This is a genomic window from Bacillus sp. iso_77, assembly GCF_056173625.1.
In genome coordinates this window covers 2198210-2215515 of sequence record NZ_CM149683.1, presented here as the reverse complement: position 1 = coordinate 2215515, position 17306 = coordinate 2198210, and the positions used below count along the sequence as shown (strand labels likewise).

Annotated in this window: 22 protein-coding genes; 19 read left to right on the top strand and 3 right to left on the bottom strand. The window is 42.4% G+C overall.

Annotated elements, in window-relative coordinates; translation table 11 throughout:
* Positions 1–73: 73 nt before the first annotated feature.
* Genes gcvT through gcvPB form a run of 3 tightly spaced genes read left to right on the top strand, consistent with a single transcriptional unit; the run spans position 74 to position 3987 of the window.
* Positions 74–1171 carry a glycine cleavage system aminomethyltransferase GcvT gene (gene gcvT / locus AC0VYC_RS11290; protein WP_072367814.1) on the top strand — a complete coding sequence of 366 codons (1098 nt, stop codon included), beginning with the start codon at positions 74–76 and terminating at the stop codon, positions 1169–1171.
* 16 nt (positions 1172–1187) lie between these two features.
* Positions 1188–2534: an aminomethyl-transferring glycine dehydrogenase subunit GcvPA gene (gene gcvPA / locus AC0VYC_RS11285; protein WP_024718851.1), complete on the top strand. Its 1347-nt coding sequence runs from the start codon at positions 1188–1190 to the stop codon at positions 2532–2534.
* Complete coding sequence (gene gcvPB / locus AC0VYC_RS11280; RefSeq protein ID WP_035390797.1) at positions 2527–3987, top strand: aminomethyl-transferring glycine dehydrogenase subunit GcvPB; 1461 nt, start codon at positions 2527–2529, stop codon at positions 3985–3987. The genes gcvPA and gcvPB overlap by 8 nt, the downstream gene beginning before the upstream one ends.
* A 39-nt stretch (positions 3988–4026) precedes the next feature.
* On the opposite strand, the gene AC0VYC_RS11275 is transcribed toward gcvPB, so the two are convergent.
* A complete protein-coding gene (locus tag AC0VYC_RS11275) occupies positions 4027–4407 on the bottom strand; it encodes a rhodanese-like domain-containing protein (protein WP_024718853.1) in 381 nt (126 codons plus the stop codon).
* Positions 4408–4626: 219 nt separating this feature from the next.
* Here AC0VYC_RS11275 and AC0VYC_RS11270 point away from each other — a divergent pair, with 219 nt between their 5' ends.
* The 3 genes from AC0VYC_RS11270 to AC0VYC_RS11260 all read left to right on the top strand — a co-directional run bounded on the left by AC0VYC_RS11270 (position 4627) and on the right by AC0VYC_RS11260 (position 6962).
* Positions 4627–5463, top strand: coding sequence for a lipoate--protein ligase family protein (locus tag AC0VYC_RS11270; protein WP_017357972.1), 837 nt, complete (start codon positions 4627–4629; stop codon positions 5461–5463).
* Between the two features lie 85 nt (positions 5464–5548).
* On the top strand, positions 5549–5983 hold the full coding sequence (gene mntR, locus AC0VYC_RS11265; protein WP_003215946.1) for a transcriptional regulator MntR: 435 nt from the start codon (positions 5549–5551) through the stop codon (positions 5981–5983).
* A gap of 103 nt (positions 5984–6086) precedes the next feature.
* Positions 6087–6962 carry a patatin-like phospholipase family protein gene (locus AC0VYC_RS11260; protein WP_475388466.1) on the top strand — a complete coding sequence of 292 codons (876 nt, stop codon included), beginning with the start codon at positions 6087–6089 and terminating at the stop codon, positions 6960–6962.
* On the opposite strand, the gene AC0VYC_RS11255 is transcribed toward AC0VYC_RS11260, so the two are convergent.
* Together AC0VYC_RS11255 and AC0VYC_RS11250 are read right to left on the bottom strand one after the other, a co-directional pair.
* Complete coding sequence (locus AC0VYC_RS11255; RefSeq protein ID WP_024422959.1) at positions 6959–7354, bottom strand: SA1362 family protein; 396 nt, start codon at positions 7352–7354, stop codon at positions 6959–6961. The two genes, AC0VYC_RS11260 and AC0VYC_RS11255, sit on opposite strands and share 4 nt — an antisense overlap.
* 38 nt (positions 7355–7392) lie before the next feature.
* On the bottom strand, positions 7393–8349 hold the full coding sequence (locus AC0VYC_RS11250; RefSeq protein ID WP_039165998.1) for a DUF1385 domain-containing protein: 957 nt from the start codon (positions 8347–8349) through the stop codon (positions 7393–7395).
* Between the two features lie 221 nt (positions 8350–8570).
* Between AC0VYC_RS11250 and AC0VYC_RS11245 the strand changes: the two genes are divergently transcribed.
* The 13 genes from AC0VYC_RS11245 to AC0VYC_RS11185 all read left to right on the top strand — a co-directional run bounded on the left by AC0VYC_RS11245 (position 8571) and on the right by AC0VYC_RS11185 (position 17240).
* Positions 8571–9098 (top strand): YqhR family membrane protein, encoded by a 528-nt coding sequence (locus AC0VYC_RS11245; RefSeq protein ID WP_017367582.1) that lies wholly within the window; start codon positions 8571–8573, stop codon positions 9096–9098.
* Between the two features lie 109 nt (positions 9099–9207).
* Positions 9208–9651 (top strand): type II 3-dehydroquinate dehydratase, encoded by a 444-nt coding sequence (gene aroQ, locus AC0VYC_RS11240; protein WP_007501195.1) that lies wholly within the window; start codon positions 9208–9210, stop codon positions 9649–9651.
* Positions 9648–10709, top strand: coding sequence for a M24 family metallopeptidase (locus tag AC0VYC_RS11235; protein ID WP_440169607.1), 1062 nt, complete (start codon positions 9648–9650; stop codon positions 10707–10709). Before aroQ ends, AC0VYC_RS11235 begins: the two co-directional genes overlap by 4 nt.
* Before the next feature lie 25 nt (positions 10710–10734).
* Positions 10735–11292 (top strand): elongation factor P, encoded by a 558-nt coding sequence (efp, locus tag AC0VYC_RS11230; protein WP_007501192.1) that lies wholly within the window; start codon positions 10735–10737, stop codon positions 11290–11292.
* 375 nt (positions 11293–11667) lie between these two features.
* Positions 11668–11949 (top strand): YqhV family protein, encoded by a 282-nt coding sequence (locus tag AC0VYC_RS11225; RefSeq protein ID WP_017367580.1) that lies wholly within the window; start codon positions 11668–11670, stop codon positions 11947–11949.
* A 66-nt stretch (positions 11950–12015) separates the two neighbouring features.
* Complete coding sequence (spoIIIAA, locus tag AC0VYC_RS11220) at positions 12016–12939, top strand: stage III sporulation protein AA (RefSeq protein WP_019743012.1); 924 nt, start codon at positions 12016–12018, stop codon at positions 12937–12939.
* Positions 12933–13448 (top strand): stage III sporulation protein SpoIIIAB, encoded by a 516-nt coding sequence (gene spoIIIAB, locus AC0VYC_RS11215; protein WP_007501189.1) that lies wholly within the window; start codon positions 12933–12935, stop codon positions 13446–13448. The genes spoIIIAA and spoIIIAB overlap by 7 nt, the downstream gene beginning before the upstream one ends.
* A gap of 19 nt (positions 13449–13467) precedes the next feature.
* Positions 13468–13674 carry a stage III sporulation protein AC gene (gene spoIIIAC / locus AC0VYC_RS11210; RefSeq protein WP_003153142.1) on the top strand — a complete coding sequence of 69 codons (207 nt, stop codon included), beginning with the start codon at positions 13468–13470 and terminating at the stop codon, positions 13672–13674.
* Positions 13671–14084 carry a stage III sporulation protein AD gene (gene spoIIIAD / locus AC0VYC_RS11205; protein ID WP_087978339.1) on the top strand — a complete coding sequence of 138 codons (414 nt, stop codon included), beginning with the start codon at positions 13671–13673 and terminating at the stop codon, positions 14082–14084. Before spoIIIAC ends, spoIIIAD begins: the two co-directional genes overlap by 4 nt.
* Positions 14085–14103: 19 nt before the next feature.
* The gene (gene spoIIIAE, locus AC0VYC_RS11200) at positions 14104–15297 is read left to right on the top strand and encodes a stage III sporulation protein AE (RefSeq protein ID WP_017357967.1); all 1194 of its coding nucleotides are present in this window, start codon (positions 14104–14106) and stop codon (positions 15295–15297) included.
* 14 nt (positions 15298–15311) lie between these two features.
* Positions 15312–15944 carry a stage III sporulation protein AF gene (gene spoIIIAF / locus AC0VYC_RS11195; RefSeq protein WP_160757531.1) on the top strand — a complete coding sequence of 211 codons (633 nt, stop codon included), beginning with the start codon at positions 15312–15314 and terminating at the stop codon, positions 15942–15944.
* A 28-nt stretch (positions 15945–15972) separates the two neighbouring features.
* Positions 15973–16608 (top strand): stage III sporulation protein AG, encoded by a 636-nt coding sequence (gene spoIIIAG / locus AC0VYC_RS11190; RefSeq protein ID WP_370539206.1) that lies wholly within the window; start codon positions 15973–15975, stop codon positions 16606–16608.
* A complete protein-coding gene (locus tag AC0VYC_RS11185) occupies positions 16608–17240 on the top strand; it encodes a SpoIIIAH-like family protein (protein WP_024718861.1) in 633 nt (210 codons plus the stop codon). The genes spoIIIAG and AC0VYC_RS11185 overlap by 1 nt, the downstream gene beginning before the upstream one ends.
* Positions 17241–17306 lie beyond the last annotated feature (66 nt).

Genomic DNA, 17306 nt, shown 5'->3' with positions numbered 1-17306 from the left:
CTTTTTTGCTGTGATTTTTTTCTGAAAATTCAGCTTGTGATGTGCACTGTAAGAAAAAAGGGGGAAACGATTGATGTTGAAACGAACACCGCTTTTTCATGCGTATGAAACGTTTGGCGCAAAAACCATTGACTTCGGGGGCTGGGAATTACCTGTCCAATTTTCTTCCATTAAAGAAGAACATGAAGCTGTTCGAACAAAAGCAGGGCTGTTTGACGTGTCTCACATGGGTGAGGTGGAAGTCACAGGTCAGGGAGCCCTTCCTTTTTTACAAAGGTTATTAACCAATGATCTGTCAAAGCTGACAGACGGTAAGGCACTATATACAGCCATGTGTTATGAGGATGGCGGAACGGTGGATGATCTGCTTGTCTACCAAAAAGAAAAGAACAACTATTTACTTGTGATCAATGCTTCAAATATTGAAAAAGATGTGGATTGGCTGCTGAAACATCAAGGTGAGGAAGACGTTTTCATTAAAAATGTCTCTGATCAAACCGCCTTGTTAGCCCTTCAAGGGCCTCTTGCTGCTGACATCATCAAAGATGTTGCGGATGAAGAGGTAACATCACTGAAGCCATTTACATTTTTATCAAAAGCGATAATTGCGCAAAAAGAGGTGCTTGTCTCAAGAACCGGCTACACAGGAGAAGATGGCTTTGAAATCTACTGCCAGTCAGAAGATGCTGTTCACCTTTGGACCGCTTTATTAGAAGCCGGACAGCCGAAAGGACTGATCCCATGTGGACTCGGTGCACGTGACACCTTAAGATTTGAAGCAAGACTCCCGCTTTATGGCCAAGAGCTCACGAAGGATATTTCTCCTTTAGAAGGCGGCATTGGTTTTGCTGTTAAAACGGATAAAGAAGCAGATTTTATCGGAAAAGATGCACTTAAAAAACAAAAAGAAGAAGGACCGAAGCGAAAGCTTGTCGGGATTGAAATGATAGATAAGGGGATTCCGCGGACAGACTATCCGGTCTTCTCAGGAGATAAGCAGATTGGTGTAGTCACAACCGGTACACAATCTCCAACATTAAAGAAAAATATTGGGCTTGCCTTGATTGAAACATCAGAGGCGCAGCTTGGGACAGAAGTGGAAGTGCAAGTTCGTAAAAAACGTCTAAAAGCCAAAATCGTCGCCACACCATTTTATAAAAGAGCCAAATAACGAGGAGGAATAGAGGATGAAGCACAGGTATTTGCCGCAAACAGAGCAAGATCAAAAAGAAATGCTGGATGTCATCGGTGTTCAGTCAATTGATGAGCTTTTCTCAGATATCCCAGAGAAAGTCAGATTCAAAGGTGCGTACAACATCAAAGAAGCCGCATCTGAAACAGAGCTAGTGCGGGAATTGTCTCGTCTTGCTGCAAAAAATAAAGATACAGTGGCCTATGCCTCGTTTTTAGGTGCTGGTGTGTATGATCATTACCAGCCTGTGATTGTCGACCATGTGATTTCACGTTCTGAATTTTATACAGCGTACACACCTTATCAGCCTGAAATTTCTCAAGGTGAATTGCAGGCAATCTTTGAATTTCAAACAATGATCGCTGAGCTGACCGGTATGGATCTTGCCAACTCCTCGATGTATGATGGCGGAACGGCATTAGCTGAAGCGGCGATGCTGGCAGCAGGACATACAAAAAAGAAAAAGATTGTGGTATCTGAGACGGTTCATCCTGAATCAAGAGCGGTGCTGAAAACATATGCGAAAGGACAGCATATTGAAGTCGTCGAGGTACCTGCGCGAAAAGGTCAGACCGATCTAGCCGCATTAGAAGAAGCCGTCTGCGACGAAACAGCAGCGGTCCTTGTACAATACCCAAACTTCTTCGGTGTTGTTGAACCATTAAAGGACATTGAACCGATTGCGCATAAAGGGAAAAGTTTATTCATCGTCTCAAGTAACCCGCTTGCACTTGGTTTACTGACACCACCAGGAAAGCTTGGGGCAGATATTGTCGTTGGTGATGCGCAGCCATTTGGCATTCCAGCTGCATTTGGCGGACCTCATTGTGGATATTTCGCTGTGACGAAAAAATTAATGCGAAAAGTGCCGGGACGTTTAGTCGGGCAAACAGAAGACGAGAACGGTGTGCGAGGATTTGTGCTGACCCTTCAAGCGCGCGAGCAGCATATCCGAAGAGACAAAGCGACTTCAAATATTTGTTCAAATCAAGCATTAAATGCGTTAGCCGCTTCTGTTGCGATGACGGCGCTTGGGAAAACAGGTATCAAAGACATTGCCTATCAAAACGTACAAAAGGCCCATTATGCCAAGACGCAGGCAGAAAAACATGGGTTACAGGCTGAAATAGAGGGTGCTCATTTTAATGAATTTGTGTTGAAACTGAATGAACCTGTGAAAGAAGCGAATGAGCGATTGCTTAAAAAAGGAATCATCGGCGGATATGACTTGGGACGGGATTATCCAGAGCTTCAGCAGCATATGCTCGTCGCTGTGACAGAACTAAGAACAAAAGAAGAAATTGATACGTTCATCAAGGAATTGGGGGATCGTCATGAATAAACAAGATCAGCCGCTTATTTTTGAATTATCCAAAGAAGGAAGAATTGGTTACAGCCTGCCTGATTTAGACGTACCTGAGGAGAAGCTCCCAGATTTATTTGATGAAGCGTATATCCGCCATGAAGATGCTAAGCTGCCAGAGGTTTCTGAACTGGATATTATGCGTCACTACACAGCATTATCTAGGCGTAATCACGGGGTCGATTCTGGCTTTTATCCTCTAGGCTCTTGTACGATGAAATATAATCCAAAGATTAACGAAAAGGTGGCACGTCTTGCAGGTTTCTCGCATGTGCATCCACTTCAAGAGGCAGACACTGTGCAAGGTGCATTAGAGTTACTTTATGATTTAGGTGACCATTTAGAAGAAATTACAGGAATGGACGCCGTGACATTACAGCCTGCGGCAGGAGCACATGGCGAATGGACGGGGCTCATGATGATTCGTGCATACCATGAAGCAAGAGGAGATCTTAAACGAACAAAAGTCATCGTGCCTGATTCTGCTCATGGAACAAATCCCGCATCTGCAACAGTAGCAGGATTTGAAACGATTACGGTGGCATCTAATGAACATGGGCTTGTCGATTTAGACGACCTGCGCCGTGTTGTCAATGAAGAAACGGCGGCTCTCATGCTCACAAATCCAAATACACTCGGCCTTTTTGAAGAAAATATTTTAGAAATGGCTGAAATCGTTCACGGAGCAGGCGGGAAGCTTTATTATGATGGAGCGAACTTAAATGCTGTATTAAGCAGAGCAAGACCGGGGGATATGGGATTTGATGTGGTTCACTTAAATCTTCATAAAACCTTTACAGGTCCACACGGAGGAGGAGGCCCTGGTTCAGGTCCAGTTGGTGTGAAAAAGGATTTGATTCCATATTTGCCAAAGCCAGTGCTTGTGAAGAAAGAAGGTCGTTATTTCTTTGATTACGATCGTCCAGAATCTATTGGCCGTGTGAAACCGTTCTATGGGAACTTTGGTATCAATGTCAGAGCGTATGCGTATATCCGCTCTATGGGACCAGACGGCTTAAAAGCTGTAACTGATCATGCGGTGTTGAATGCAAACTATATGATGCGCCGCTTATGTGCTCATTATGATTTGCCATTTGACCGCCACTGTAAGCATGAATTTGTCCTTTCAGGTAAACGTCAAAAGAAACTAGGTGTGCGGACACTTGATATTGCCAAACGATTACTTGATTTTGGCTATCATCCGCCAACGATTTACTTCCCACTAAATGTAGAGGAATGTATCATGATTGAACCAACTGAAACAGAATCAAAAGAAACCCTTGATGCATTTATTGAAGCGATGATTCAAATTGCAAAAGAAGCGGAAGAGAACCCAGAAATCGTACAGGAAGCACCACATACAACCGTTGTGAAACGAATGGATGAAACAAAGGCTGCACGGAATCCAGTGCTGGTTTTTGAAAGAAAATAAAAAGACTCATGGGGGCAATAGCTCCCAGAGTCTTTTTTGTTAGTTCTTTGTTTTAATGCGGCCGCCCCATTTTTTAAAGCCGCCCTTTAAATTATAAATCTCACGACAGCCATTTTTACGTAACGTTTGAGCAGCTTTTCCGCTTCTCAAATTATTTTGGCAATAGAGATAAACAGGCTTGTCAGGGCGTATTTCATTTTTGCGCTGCTTTAATTGTGAAAGGGGAATGTTTCTTGCGCCTAAAATATGTCCACCTTCAAACTCATTTGGTTCTCTCACATCAATGAGTTGGGCTTTGCGGTAACCTTTGATAAATTCTGCTTCCGTCAGCGTTTTCATTATGCGCTGCTGATAAATGTAACTGCCGATGGAATAAAGAACGAAAAGTCCACAAAGTGAGAGGACGATATAGTTGAATATTGGCAATACGACTCGACTCCTTCTTGAGCATCAGCACAGTCACCTGTCTGATGGTACGTTTTAGACAAATACTATTATAGTAAAGCAAAAGAAACTTGTCATCATAAATGGTAAGAATTATTTTCAATTCCTTCCCTATTTGATAGACTGATGAAGAGAGAAAATCGGTGGTCACCACCATTATCTAACATTGACTACGTAAAAGAGAAGGGATTTTATATGCAAAAAGAGAAATGGTGTTTCATTGATACAGGAAACCAAGACCCAGCCTTTAACATGGCCATGGACGAAGCCTTGCTTTATTGGCATAGCGAGAAGCTGATCCCGCCTGTGATCCGTTTTTATGGTTGGAATCCAGCGACATTATCTGTTGGATATTTTCAACATGTTGAAAAAGAAATCAACATGGAAGCGGTTGAGCGCTATGGTCTTGGATTTGTTCGCAGGCCTACAGGAGGCCGCGGCGTTCTTCATGATCAGGAATTGACCTACAGTGTCATCGTGTCAGAAGAGCACCCAGAGATGCCGGCGACGGTGACAGAGGCATACCGCGTCATTTCAGAAGGGATTTTAGAGGGATTTAAAGAACTGGGACTCGATGCGTATTTTGCCATTCCTCGTACAGAAAAAGAAAAAGAAAGCTTAAAAAATCCAAGATCGTCTGTATGTTTTGATGCGCCTTCATGGTACGAACTTGTTGTAGAAGGCAGAAAAGTAGCAGGCAGTGCGCAAACAAGACAAAAAGGTGTGATCCTCCAGCATGGCTCGATTTTAATTGATCTTGATGAGGACAAATTGTTTGATTTATTTCTGTATCCAAACGACCGGGTGAGAGAGCGGATGCAGCGCAGCTTTAAAAACAAAGCGGTGGCGATCAATGAAATTTCAGATCGAACATGTACGATAGACGATGCGCGTGTTGCATTTAAACGAGGGTTTGAAAAAGGATTAAATATCGAGCTTGTGCCTTATGAGCTGACAGATGAAGAGTTGGCATTTGTTCATCACCTCGCCAAAACGAAATACGCCACAGATGATTGGAATTACAAGCGTTAAGACGAAGGACTCTTCTTGTTTTTTAATGGGCGATGGTGTAGAATTGTTATGATTATTAAGTAAAGGTGCATTTTGGAGGGGTTTTATGACTACACCTAGTATGGAAGATTATATTGAACAAATTTATATGCTGATAGAAGAAAAAGGATATGCAAGAGTATCTGATATTGCAGAAGCCCTCGCTGTCCATCCCTCCTCTGTAACAAAAATGGTTCAGAAGCTAGATAAAGATGAATACCTCATTTATGAGAAATATCGTGGTCTAATTTTAACCCCGAAAGGCAAAAAAATTGGAAAACGTCTCGTATACAGACATGAACTGCTAGAGCAATTTTTAAGAATCATTGGTGTAGATGAAGAGAAAATTTATGATGATGTAGAAGGTATTGAGCATCATCTCAGCTGGAACAGCATTGACCGCATCGGCGACCTCGTCCAATTCTTTGAAGAAAACGATGAGCGATCCGTTCAGCTGAAAGCGATTCAAAAGAAAAACGAACAAACAAATCAAGAATCTTAAGAAAAAGGACACCCTTAGCATGGGTGTCCTTTTTGAATATAGTTCTAATGAAAGGCAAATGCTCCTACACTATTAATAGTGTGACAGAAAAGGGGGCTCCTTGATGAAGATAGATGGTGTGTTCTCAGGTGGAGGCATTAAGGGTGCAGCACTTGCAGGCGCCTATGAAGCGCTTGAAGCAAGAGGATTTCAATTTGTCCGTCTCGCTGGAACAAGTGCGGGAGCGATCATTGCTTCACTCATCGCAGCGGGTTTTACGAGTCAGGAGATTCGGGAGCTGTTAGACGAAATGGATGAGCATCAATTGCTTGACCGAAGGTGTCAATTCATCCCGTTTAAAATGCTCAGGTGGGTGTCTATTTATTGGCGTCTTGGCCTTTACAAAGGTGACCGTCTAGAAAAATGGCTGACAGACGTGTTAAAACGAAAAGGCGTCACCGTATTCGGAGATCTGAAAAAAGATACGCTCAAAATCGTCGCTTCTGATTTAACAAATGGCAAAATCCTTGTCCTTCCAGATGACCTTCCTTCCTATGGGTTAAATCCAGAGCGGTTTTCTGTCGCCAGAGCCATTCGGATGAGCTGCAGTTTGCCTTATTTTTTCGAACCTGTGAAACTAAGGTCTTCAAAAGGAATTTGTACCATAGTGGATGGCGGCGTGCTCAGCAACTTTCCGATTTGGCTTTTTGCTGAAGAGAAAAAAAGACCGTTTGTCGGTGTCACATTAACCCCAAACGAAAAAGAACGCCCTCAAAATTCCATCCGCAATGCGTTTGAACTGTTTGGCGCTCTATTTGAAACGATGCGTGGTGCTCATGACGAAAGACATATTGCCACAAAACACGAACGTCATATTATTTTTATCCCTGTAGAACACGTCATTGCCACTGATTTTCATCTCATGACAGAAAAGAAAAAGGCGCTCGTCGATCTAGGCAGACAGAAGGCCGAGCAATTTTTAAAGAGCTGGACATTTTAAAATAAGGCGCGATTTTTCTTTTTGTTTTTCTTGCCTTCAATGACTGTCAAATGTGTTTGGCTTTTCTTTTTGAGAAGGACGGGCTTAGACTTGTGGTCAGTCGGCACGCTTCGCAAATGAGTGACCCGGTTTTTCATCTGGCTTTTCGTTTTTGGTTTAGGCTGCTGGTAGCGACGTTTTGATTGTTTGACTGCTTTACGATAAAGATTTCCTTCTGTTCCAGTTCTTCGATTCATCAGCCATCTAAATAAGAAAAATAGAACCGCTCCAATGATCACAACTGATAGCAGCATCGTAAAGAGTCTGCCTGGATTCGTTGTGAGTAAATACACAAATCCCAAAACACCTAAAGCGAAAATAATGGTAAAAGCAGGATGTACTCGGCGATTCATAACTGTCCACCTCCGAAAGAATTTACCGGATTTATAAACTAGATCACTTGATGAGCAGAATCTGATGCTTGTTTCGCAGATGCTTCCTCTAAACGAAGAAGTTCATTAAAACTTGCAATGGCTACCTCGACTTGATCATCAGAGGGTTCTTTTGTTGTGAGCAATTGCAGCCAAAGGCCAGGATAGCCAAGCACTTTAAGCACTGGCACGTCACGGAGTTTGTTTGTGAGCTGAAGCACTTCAAATGAAATGCCCAGAACAACCGGAATAAGCGCCAAGCGATTCAGAACTCTCACCCATAAAGGATCTGTCGGTACGAGTAAATAGACGAACATGCCGACAATGACAGTGAATAAAATAAAGCTGCTGCCGCATCGATAATGCAGGCGAGATTGGCTTTGGACATTTTCCACTGTGATGTCAAGATTCTGTTCATAGCAGTTTATGACTTTATGTTCTGCCCCATGATATTGAAATACCCTTTTAATTAAAGGGGTCATGGAAATAAAGTAAATATAGCCTAATAACAGGATCAATTTAAAGAATGTTTCCACTGCAATTTGTGCGAAGTTTCCAGAAAACACCGGACGCACAAGTTCGGCTAAAAAGACAGGCACTAAAGTAAAGACAAATTTACTAAAAAGAAGAGAGAGAACTCCGATCACAGCAATGCCAAAGATCATTGATAATTTCGAGCTTTTTTGTTCTTTTTCAAGAGAATGATCTTCAGAAGGATCTAAGTCATAGCGCTCGCTGGAGAAGTTTAAGTGCTTACTGCCGTTTGCGCTTGCTTCAACAAGTGCAGCAACACCCCTGACAAAAGGGATTTTCTTAAGAAAGGCGGTTCGTTTATTGGAGGTCCGGGGAAGCTTTAAAAACTCAATCGACTCATCCTTACGCCGAATCGCTGTCACATAGTTCTTTTTACCTCCGAACATGACACCTTCCACAACTGCCTGCCCTCCATATGCTGGAGGTTTTGTTTGATTGGACATATTTCATCAACCTGCCTGTTTCCTGTAATTTACATGCATTTCCTTATACCTTTATTGTACAGGAAAAGAGGGGAAATCACTAGCTCACAGGTCGATTATCTACTAGAATTCTATCTACCTCTTTTTAGCCAGTATACCCTGTTATAAAAATTTTACACTCTCGCACGGAAATCCTTTTTTTTCATGACATTTTGGACATACTACTTGCTGGAGGTGTTCATATGAAACGTGATGAAAAGAAAAACCAAGAAGAAAAAAATCAATCAGTACAAACGTCTTCAATGGTGGCAAGGGCAGCAGCCACAGGTTTTGTCGGCGGAGTTTTTTGGGGCTTTATCGGATTTCTGACCCATATGTTTCATTTTTCAGAGGTGAGTCCAAATATGCTGTTGCAGCCATTTGTGCTTGGTGAATGGAAAAAAGGCGGACTTGGTACATTTATGAGTATTGTACTTTTAGGGATTTTATCTATTGGAGCAGCCTTTATTTATTATGGACTGCTCAAACGGATCAAAGGTTTTTGGATGGGACTGATTTATGGAGGAATTTTGTGGCTGCTTGTTTTTTATGTATTTAATCCTATATTCCCCGATGTGAAGCAAGTGCAAGATTTGCAGCAAAGCACCATTGTGACGACATTTTGTCTATATATTTTATATGGCATGTTTGTCGGATACAGTATTTCATTTGAATACAATGAATTAACGAGTCAGAAGCTTGCAAGGGCACTCGGGAAAAAGACAGAATAAAGTGTAAATCCACCATTCATATGATAAAATTATTTTTGGAAACGAAAGGTTTCTAAGGAAAAAGAAACAGACATCGATATAGAGTGAATTAGGGTGAAGGAGTGGTCATATGCCTCATTTTCTAGTGCTGAATGGGCCCAACTTAAATAGGCTCGGCAAGAGAGAGCCAGGAGTTTATGGAAGTAAAACACTAACAGATTTAGAAACAGATTTGTTTCAGTTTGCAGAAAGAGCAAATATTCAATTGACGTTCTTTCAATCGAATCACGAGGGAGATCTGGTCGATGCGCTCCATGAAGCAGAAGATCAGTACGATGGCGTCGTATTTAACCCGGGTGCTTTTACCCACTATAGCTATGCACTGAGAGATGCCATTGCAAGTATTACGTTACCTGTCATCGAAGTACATATCACAAATGTTCATAAGAGAGAGGAATTCCGCCATCATTCGGTTCTTGCTCCAGTATGCCAAGGTCAAATCGTTGGACTTGGTTTAGAAGGATATAAATTGGCGATTCGTTATTTAGTCAGTGAAGGGGGAGCAGTATCATGAAACTTGAAAAACTAAGAAAACTTTTAGCCGAATTAGACATAGATGGTTTAGTGATTACGAGCAGCTTTAATTTACATTATATGACGAGTTTTACTGGATCAGCCGGTCTTGCCATCGTTTCAAAGGATCGAGCCGCCTTTATTACGGATTTTCGTTACACGGAGCAAGCCAAGGATCAAGTAAAGGGCTATGACATCATTGAACATAAAGGAAACATTGTGGAAACTGCTGTCCAAACGGCAAACGAATTTGGGGTGAAACGTCTTGGTTTTGAACAAAACCATATGACATTTGCCACCTACCAGCAGTACTCGGGGAAAGCAAGCGGTTTCGAGCTTGTTCCAGTCTCGGAATCAGTTGAAAAGTTGCGCTTGATTAAGTCTAATGAAGAGATTAAGATATTAGAGGAAGCTGCGAAGATTGCAGATCATGCCTTTGATCATATTCTCACGTACATCAAGCCGGGCCTGACAGAAATTGCGGTCATGAACGAGCTTGAATTTTTCATGAGAAAAGAAGGGGCAGAAGGATCTTCATTCGATATGATTGTTGCCTCTGGCGTTCGTTCAAGCCTGCCACACGGGAGAGCGAGCGAAAAGGTGATTGAATCTGGCGACTTGGTGACACTGGATTTCGGTGCCTATTATAAAGGCTATTGCTCAGACATGACAAGAACCATTGCTGTAGGAACACCAAGCGACAAATTAAAGGAAATTTATCATATCGTATTAGAAGCAGAAAACGCTGGTGTGGATAAAATCAAGCCAGGCTTAACAGGAAAAGAAGCTGATCGCATCACACGAGACATCATTGAAAAGTATGGCTACGGTCAATACTTCGGGCATTCGACTGGACATGGTCTTGGTATGGAAGTACATGAAGCACCTGGCCTTTCCTCACGCTCAGATGTCGTGTTAGAAGAGGGAATGGTTGTGACAGTTGAACCAGGCATTTACTTGCCGGATGTCGGCGGCGTGAGAATTGAGGATGATATTGTCCTGACAGCTGACGGCAATAAACGATTGACCCACTCACCGAAAGAACTTATCATATTATGATGGTGAAATGTAGGAGGATGACAAAATGATTTCAGTAAACGATTTTCGTACAGGCCTGACAATTGAAGTGGACGGCGGTATTTGGCGTGTAGTGGATTTCCAACACGTAAAACCAGGAAAAGGCGCAGCGTTTGTCCGTTCGAAACTGCGTAACCTGCGTACAGGTGCGATTCAAGAGAAAACATTCCGTGCAGGTGAAAAAGTAGCGAAAGCTCAAATTGAAACAAAAACAATGCAGTATTTATATGCAAATGGCGATCAGCATGTATTCATGGATACAAGCTCATACGAACAACTTGAACTAAGCGAAGCGCAAATCAAAGATGAGCTGAAATATTTGCTTGAAAATATGTCGGTTCAAATCGTCATGTACGGTGATGAAACACTTGGAGTAGAACTTCCAAACACTGTAGAACTAGAAGTAGTAGAAACAGAGCCTGGTATTAAAGGTGATACGACATCAGGTGGATCAAAACCTGCAAAAACAGAAACTGGTTTAATCGTGAACGTTCCTTTCTTTGTGAACCAAGGTGATAAACTAGTGATCAATACATCTGACGGTTCATACGTTTCAAGAGCGTAATGAACGGAGAGAGACTGTAAACCTCGTGTTTACAGTCTCAGCGTGTAGGCAAACCCTCGCATTCTTTGTCAGTCCTGCGTGCTGGTGCTCACGAATGTCAAATTCGCTCCGCGCCAGTACTCGTTCTTCCTAGACTGCAAAGGTTTTCTATCACGCTGAAAAGAAGACAAAGGGATAAAATCAAGTTCATTTTATCCCTTTGTCAACTATCTGAGACTGTAAACTTCGTGTTTACAGTCTTTTTTTATTTGAAAAATAGGACGCCTCGTTATGACACCCCTTACTCTATTCTCTCATCCATCTCTCTTCCTTTTGAAAAACAAGACTACTTCTAGCTAGTGAAGCATATAGTGTAAAAAAAGCTGGAGGTTCTATATGAAACAATTTCTCCCGGGTATACACCCATCAGTCGCTGCCATGGCAGGGATGAGGTTTTTATCTGCCGCGATTGAACTGACGGCCGCCATCCTCATTTTAGTGACAAATGATGTGCGTAAAGCGGTTGTCATCAATAGTATATTAGCGATCATCGGGCCGCTCATTTTTATTATTACGATGACGATTGGAATCTACCAAATTGCAGGGCAGTTATCCTATGCGAAGCTTGTGTTTATTTTCATTGGTGTCGTATTTATTCTTGTTGGAATTTATAAGTGAAATGGCTTGGCATAATTAACGGCATGCATCATACATTTTAGAGAAGAAAAAAAGGAGGGGAATTCGTTGCGGAGTTTGTTGGATATTCTCCCGCACTCAATTGGACAAGAACTCAGCATGTTAAAAGAAGCAGAGTGGGCGCAAATAGAGGAAATCCGCATTCGCACCGATCGCCCAATTGAGCTGATGCAAGGAGGAAAACCCCGCTTTCTTTCCTATCATACAACAGGTGAAGATGCGGCTCAGCTATTAGGCAGGCTTAGTAATTACAGCATGTACACACTGGAGGAAGAGTTAAAACAGGGCTATATCACCATATCGGGCGGACATCGGGTTGGGCTTGCTGGAAAGGTCATCGTCGAAAATGGATTCGTCAAAGGCTTAAGAGATATTTCTTCATTTAATATTCGTATCGCAAAAGAGAAGATCGGAATTGCTCTGCCGTTTCTCCCTTATTTATATGAAAAACATTGGTGTAACACACTGATTATAGGTCCGCCGCAAACCGGGAAAACGACATTGCTGCGTGATCTAGCCCGTCTTGTCAGTACAGGAACAACAGCCATTTCTCCTAGAAAAACAGGGATTGTAGATGAACGCTCTGAAATCGCAGGTTGTATAAGAGGAGTGCCGCAGCATTCTTTTGGGCACCGGATTGATGTACTTGATGCGTGCCCAAAGGCTGAAGGGTTAATGATGATGATCAGATCCATGAGCCCAGAAGTCATCATTGTCGATGAAATCGGAAAAAGTGAAGATGTACAGGCACTGTTAGAAGCAATCCATGCTGGAGTCACCATTATCGTCTCAGCTCATGGGTATTCTCTTGAAGACTTATCTAAACGGCCATCATTTGAACCGTTATGGCAGCTTCGTGTGTTTGATCGATATGTGGAATTAAATAGAGAAAAAGGGCCTGGCACGATCGGACGGATATTTGACCAAGAGGGACAAGAGCTGAAGCGGAGGCGGGGAGTGGACGTATGTTAAAGCTTATTGGTGCTATTTTCATTGTTGCGGCTACGACATGGGGAGGATTCGAGTTTGCGAAGCGGTACAGTGATCGGCCAAAGCAAATCCGCCAGCTCCGGTTTGCACTCCAATCTCTTGAAGCTGAAATTATGTATGGTCAAACACCTTTAGCTAGAGCCGCTGACCAAATTGCGTCCCAAGTAGGACCGCCTGTGAATCGGCTATTTGAACAATTTGCAGAAAAACTCAACGTCGGAACCTTTTCTGCGAGGCATGCATGGAATGAAAGTCTAGAGGATGTATGGAAAAAAACCGTATTAAAAAAAGGCGAATATGAGGCGCTGAAGCACTTTGGAGAAACCCTTGGTCAGCATGATGTGACGGCTCAGCAAAAATATATCAAGCTAGCTTTAGGCCATTTGGAATCAGAGGAAAAAGAAGCTGAAGTTGCCCAAGCGAAAAATGAAAAAATGGTGAGAAGCCTTGGTTTTCTAAGTGGGTTACTACTGATTCTGTTATTGATGTGAGAGGAAGGGAGTCGAGAGCATGGGCGTTGATGTAAACGTCATTTTCCAAATTGCGGGAGTGGGTATCGTCGTGGCTTTTCTTCATACGATTTTAGATCAAATGGGGAAAAAAGAGTACGCACAGTGGGTGACACTGCTTGGATTTATCTACATTTTATTTATGGTTGCTACCATTGTGGATGATTTGTTTAAGAAGATTAAAGCCGTATTTCTATTTCAAGGATAGGGGAGGGCTTACAAATCGAAATTATTCAAATTGTTGGACTTGGTTTAATCGCTACTTTTCTAGCATTAATCGTCAAAGAACAAAAGCCAACCTTCGCCTTTATGCTTGTTGTGTTTACTGGGTGTGTCATTTTCCTTTATTTAATCGATCAAATCTATGCCATTATCTCCATGATTGAAAAAATTGCAGCAAGTGCAGGCGTCAATATGAAATACGTGGAAACCATTTTGAAAATCATTGGCATTGCCTATATTGCAGAATTTGGTGCCCAGCTCACAAAGGATGCTGGACAAGGCGCCATCGCTTCAAAAATAGAGCTTGGCGGCAAGATTCTTATTTTGGTCATGGCGGTACCGATTTTAACGGTCATCATTGAGACGATCCTAGGTATGATCCCGTCCATGACTTGATGGAAAAGAGGTGATGATGATGAAACGGGTGACAGCTGTGCTGGGGTTTATGATGTTCTTTTGGATGATCGTTCCGTATGCAGGTGCAGAAGAAAGTGTGCCTTTATCAAGTGAAGAACCGGTCGCAGAAGAAGTTGCGGGTGGACAGGCTGATGCCTTGGAGCTTCATTCTATCAGTGACTTTTGGGAAACGATATTGGACGAGTATGGCGGCTTTCTGCCTGAAAGCCAAAAAGGTACAGTGAAGGAAATGATCGATGGCGATAAAGAGCTGTCTCCCCAAACGTGGCTGAAGGCTTTTGTTCATTATCTGTTTCATGAGCTGATTGCCAATGGAAAGCTCTTAGGCACACTTATATTACTCACCATCTTTTGTTCGCTTTTGCAGCTTTTGCAAAATGCGTTTGAGCAAAGCACTGTTAGTAAAGTTGCATACGCTCTTGTTTATATGGTGCTTATCATTATTGCATTAAACAGTTTTCATGTTGCGATCTCTTATGCAACAGAAGCCATTCAAACGATGACTAGTTTTATTCTTGCTCTTATTCCTCTTTTATTAGCACTTATTGCCTCATCAGGCGGGCTTGTCTCAGCCGGATTCTTTCATCCTGTGATTTTGTTTTTAATGAACACGAGCGGTGTTTTTATTCAATATGTCGTTCTTCCGCTCATCTTTTTATCAGCGATCTTGAGCATAGTCAGTACATTGACCGAACAATACAAAGTGACCCAGCTTGCCCAGCTGTTAAGAAATGTCGCCATTGGCGGGCTCGCTGTTTTTTTAACTGTATTCCTCGGCGTCATTTCTGTACAGGGGGCATCTGCTGCTATCACTGATGGAATCGCTCTTCGCACAGCCAAGTTTATTACCGGAAATTTCATCCCTGTCCTTGGCAGAATGTTTACTGATGCGACAGATACCGTTATCAGCGCCTCTGTGCTGCTGAAAAATACGGTTGGCCTTGTAGGCGTCGCCATTTTGATTTCAATTGCGGCTTTCCCAGCGATTAAAGTGCTGTCGCTCGCTCTCATTTATAAACTGGCCGCTGCGATTCTTCAGCCTTTAGGGGGCGGGCCGATTATTAGCTGCCTTGATGTCATTTCGAAAAGTGTTCTTTATATATTTGCTGCATTAGCTGTTGTATCGCTTATGTTCTTTTTAAGCATTACCGTTATCATCACAGCTGGCAACCTCACCATGATGATGAAGTAAGGAGGGGACACCATTTGAGTTTTCTCACAGAATGGATCACAAGTATTATCCTATTTATTTTATTTGCGATTGTGATTGATCTTTTGCTTCCCAATTCAAGCATGCAGAAGTATGCAAAAATGGTCGTCAGCTTATTGTTAATTGTCGTGATGCTCAATCCGATCTTTGCGTTATTCCGGGCAGATCCGGACCAAATTTTCTCAGAAATCATGAAAGGGAAGGACCAAGCGCAATCAGAAGAAATAAAAAATCAGATGAATTTAGAAAAAAAAGAAATACAAGCTTCACAGCGTGCATATATTTTAAAGCAAATGGCTGTCCAACTAGAAAAAAGCGCAAAGGAGCCACTGGAGAAGGAGAGCTATGAAATGAAACACGTAGAAGTGTTGGCAGATGAGGAGCACCTTGATCAGAATATGGAGGCAAATCAATTTCGCATCAAAGCAGTCCTTGTCCCGCTCACAGGTGATGCTGTAGAAACGGTGGCAAAGGTCGACATTGATCTCTCCAGGCAAAAGGAGGAAAGCGCCGAGACGTCAGCAAAAGAGATGGCGAGGGTGAAAGAGACGCTTGCAGATGTTTGGAATACACGGCCTGAACACATTGCGCTCAACATTGAGGGAGGTGACGCAGCAGATCATGAATAACAAGGACTGGAGACAAAAACTGAAATCAATGTTCCAAGCACCTGAAAAAGGTGAAGGGAAACCAAAATTAACGAAGCACCATTACTTACTGCTTGTCTTCATCATCGGCGTGTCATTCATGTTAGTCAGTCAAATTCTGTCACCGCCATCAAGCAAACAAGAGGCTGCTGTTCCTGCGTCTAAAAAAACATCCTCAGAAGAGCAGGCGGTGTTCAAACCATCCTCTTCAGGTAAGTCAAACAACTCGATAGAGGATGTTGAACAAGAATACGAAAATCAGCTGAAAGAGATTTTAGAAACGATCATTGGTGTTGAGGATGTATCCATTGTGGTAAATGTAGACGCAACTTCTTTAAAAGTGTTTGAAAAAAACAAATCCAATAAAAGCACTACGACCGAGGAAACAGACAAAGAAGGCGGCGTGCGAAGTGTCACGGATCAAACAAAAGAAGAAGAGATTGTCATTATTAAAAATGGAAATGAAGAAACACCTGTTGTTGTCCAAACGAAAAAGCCAGACATTCGAGGTGTTCTCGTTGTTGCTCAAGGAGTAGACAACGTTCAAATAAAGAAAACCATCATTGAAGCGGTTACACGAGTGCTTGATGTACCGAGCCATAGAGTGGCTGTTGCCCCTAAAAAAATCAAGGAGGATTCGGAATGATGTTAAAAAAACAAACGGTTTGGCTATTAACGATGCTAAGTTTAGTTGTCGTATTAAGTGTGTACTATATCATGTCCCCACAAGGTGAGAATGCTGTGACAGTAGAAGATACAAAATCAAAAGGAATGGAAGAGAAAAAGGCTGAGCCAGAAAAAGGGACTGATAAAGGAACCGAAAAGAATGCAGAAGAGAAATCAACTGACAAAGAAACCAATGCGAAACAAGAAGATGTTGAAACAAGTGGAGAAGAAGGAAAGGCTGTTTCAGAGCAGACCGACGATGAACTTTTCACAACCTACAGACTTGAACTGGAAGATAAGCGCAGCAAGCAGCGTGAAGAGTATAACGAAATCGTGTCTAGCGATGATGCAACAGCGCAAGAAAAAAGTGAAGCTTATGATCAAATGACAGCGCTTAGTGAGGCAGAAGGAACAGAGCGTCAGCTGGAGACATTAATCAAAACAAAAGGATATAAAGATGCGCTCGTCAGTGCAGAAGGAGATAAAGTGAACATCACGGTTCGTTCTGATAAAAAATCAAAGTCCCAAGCAGCAGATATTATTGATTTGGTCACAAAAGAAATGAGAGGGCTTGATAACGTAGCCGTCACTTTTGAGCCATCGAATCAATAAAAAATGCACAAGCGCCCTTTTCTGAAAAGGGCGTTTTTTCATGCGGGTTGACGCCCTTTTTCAGGT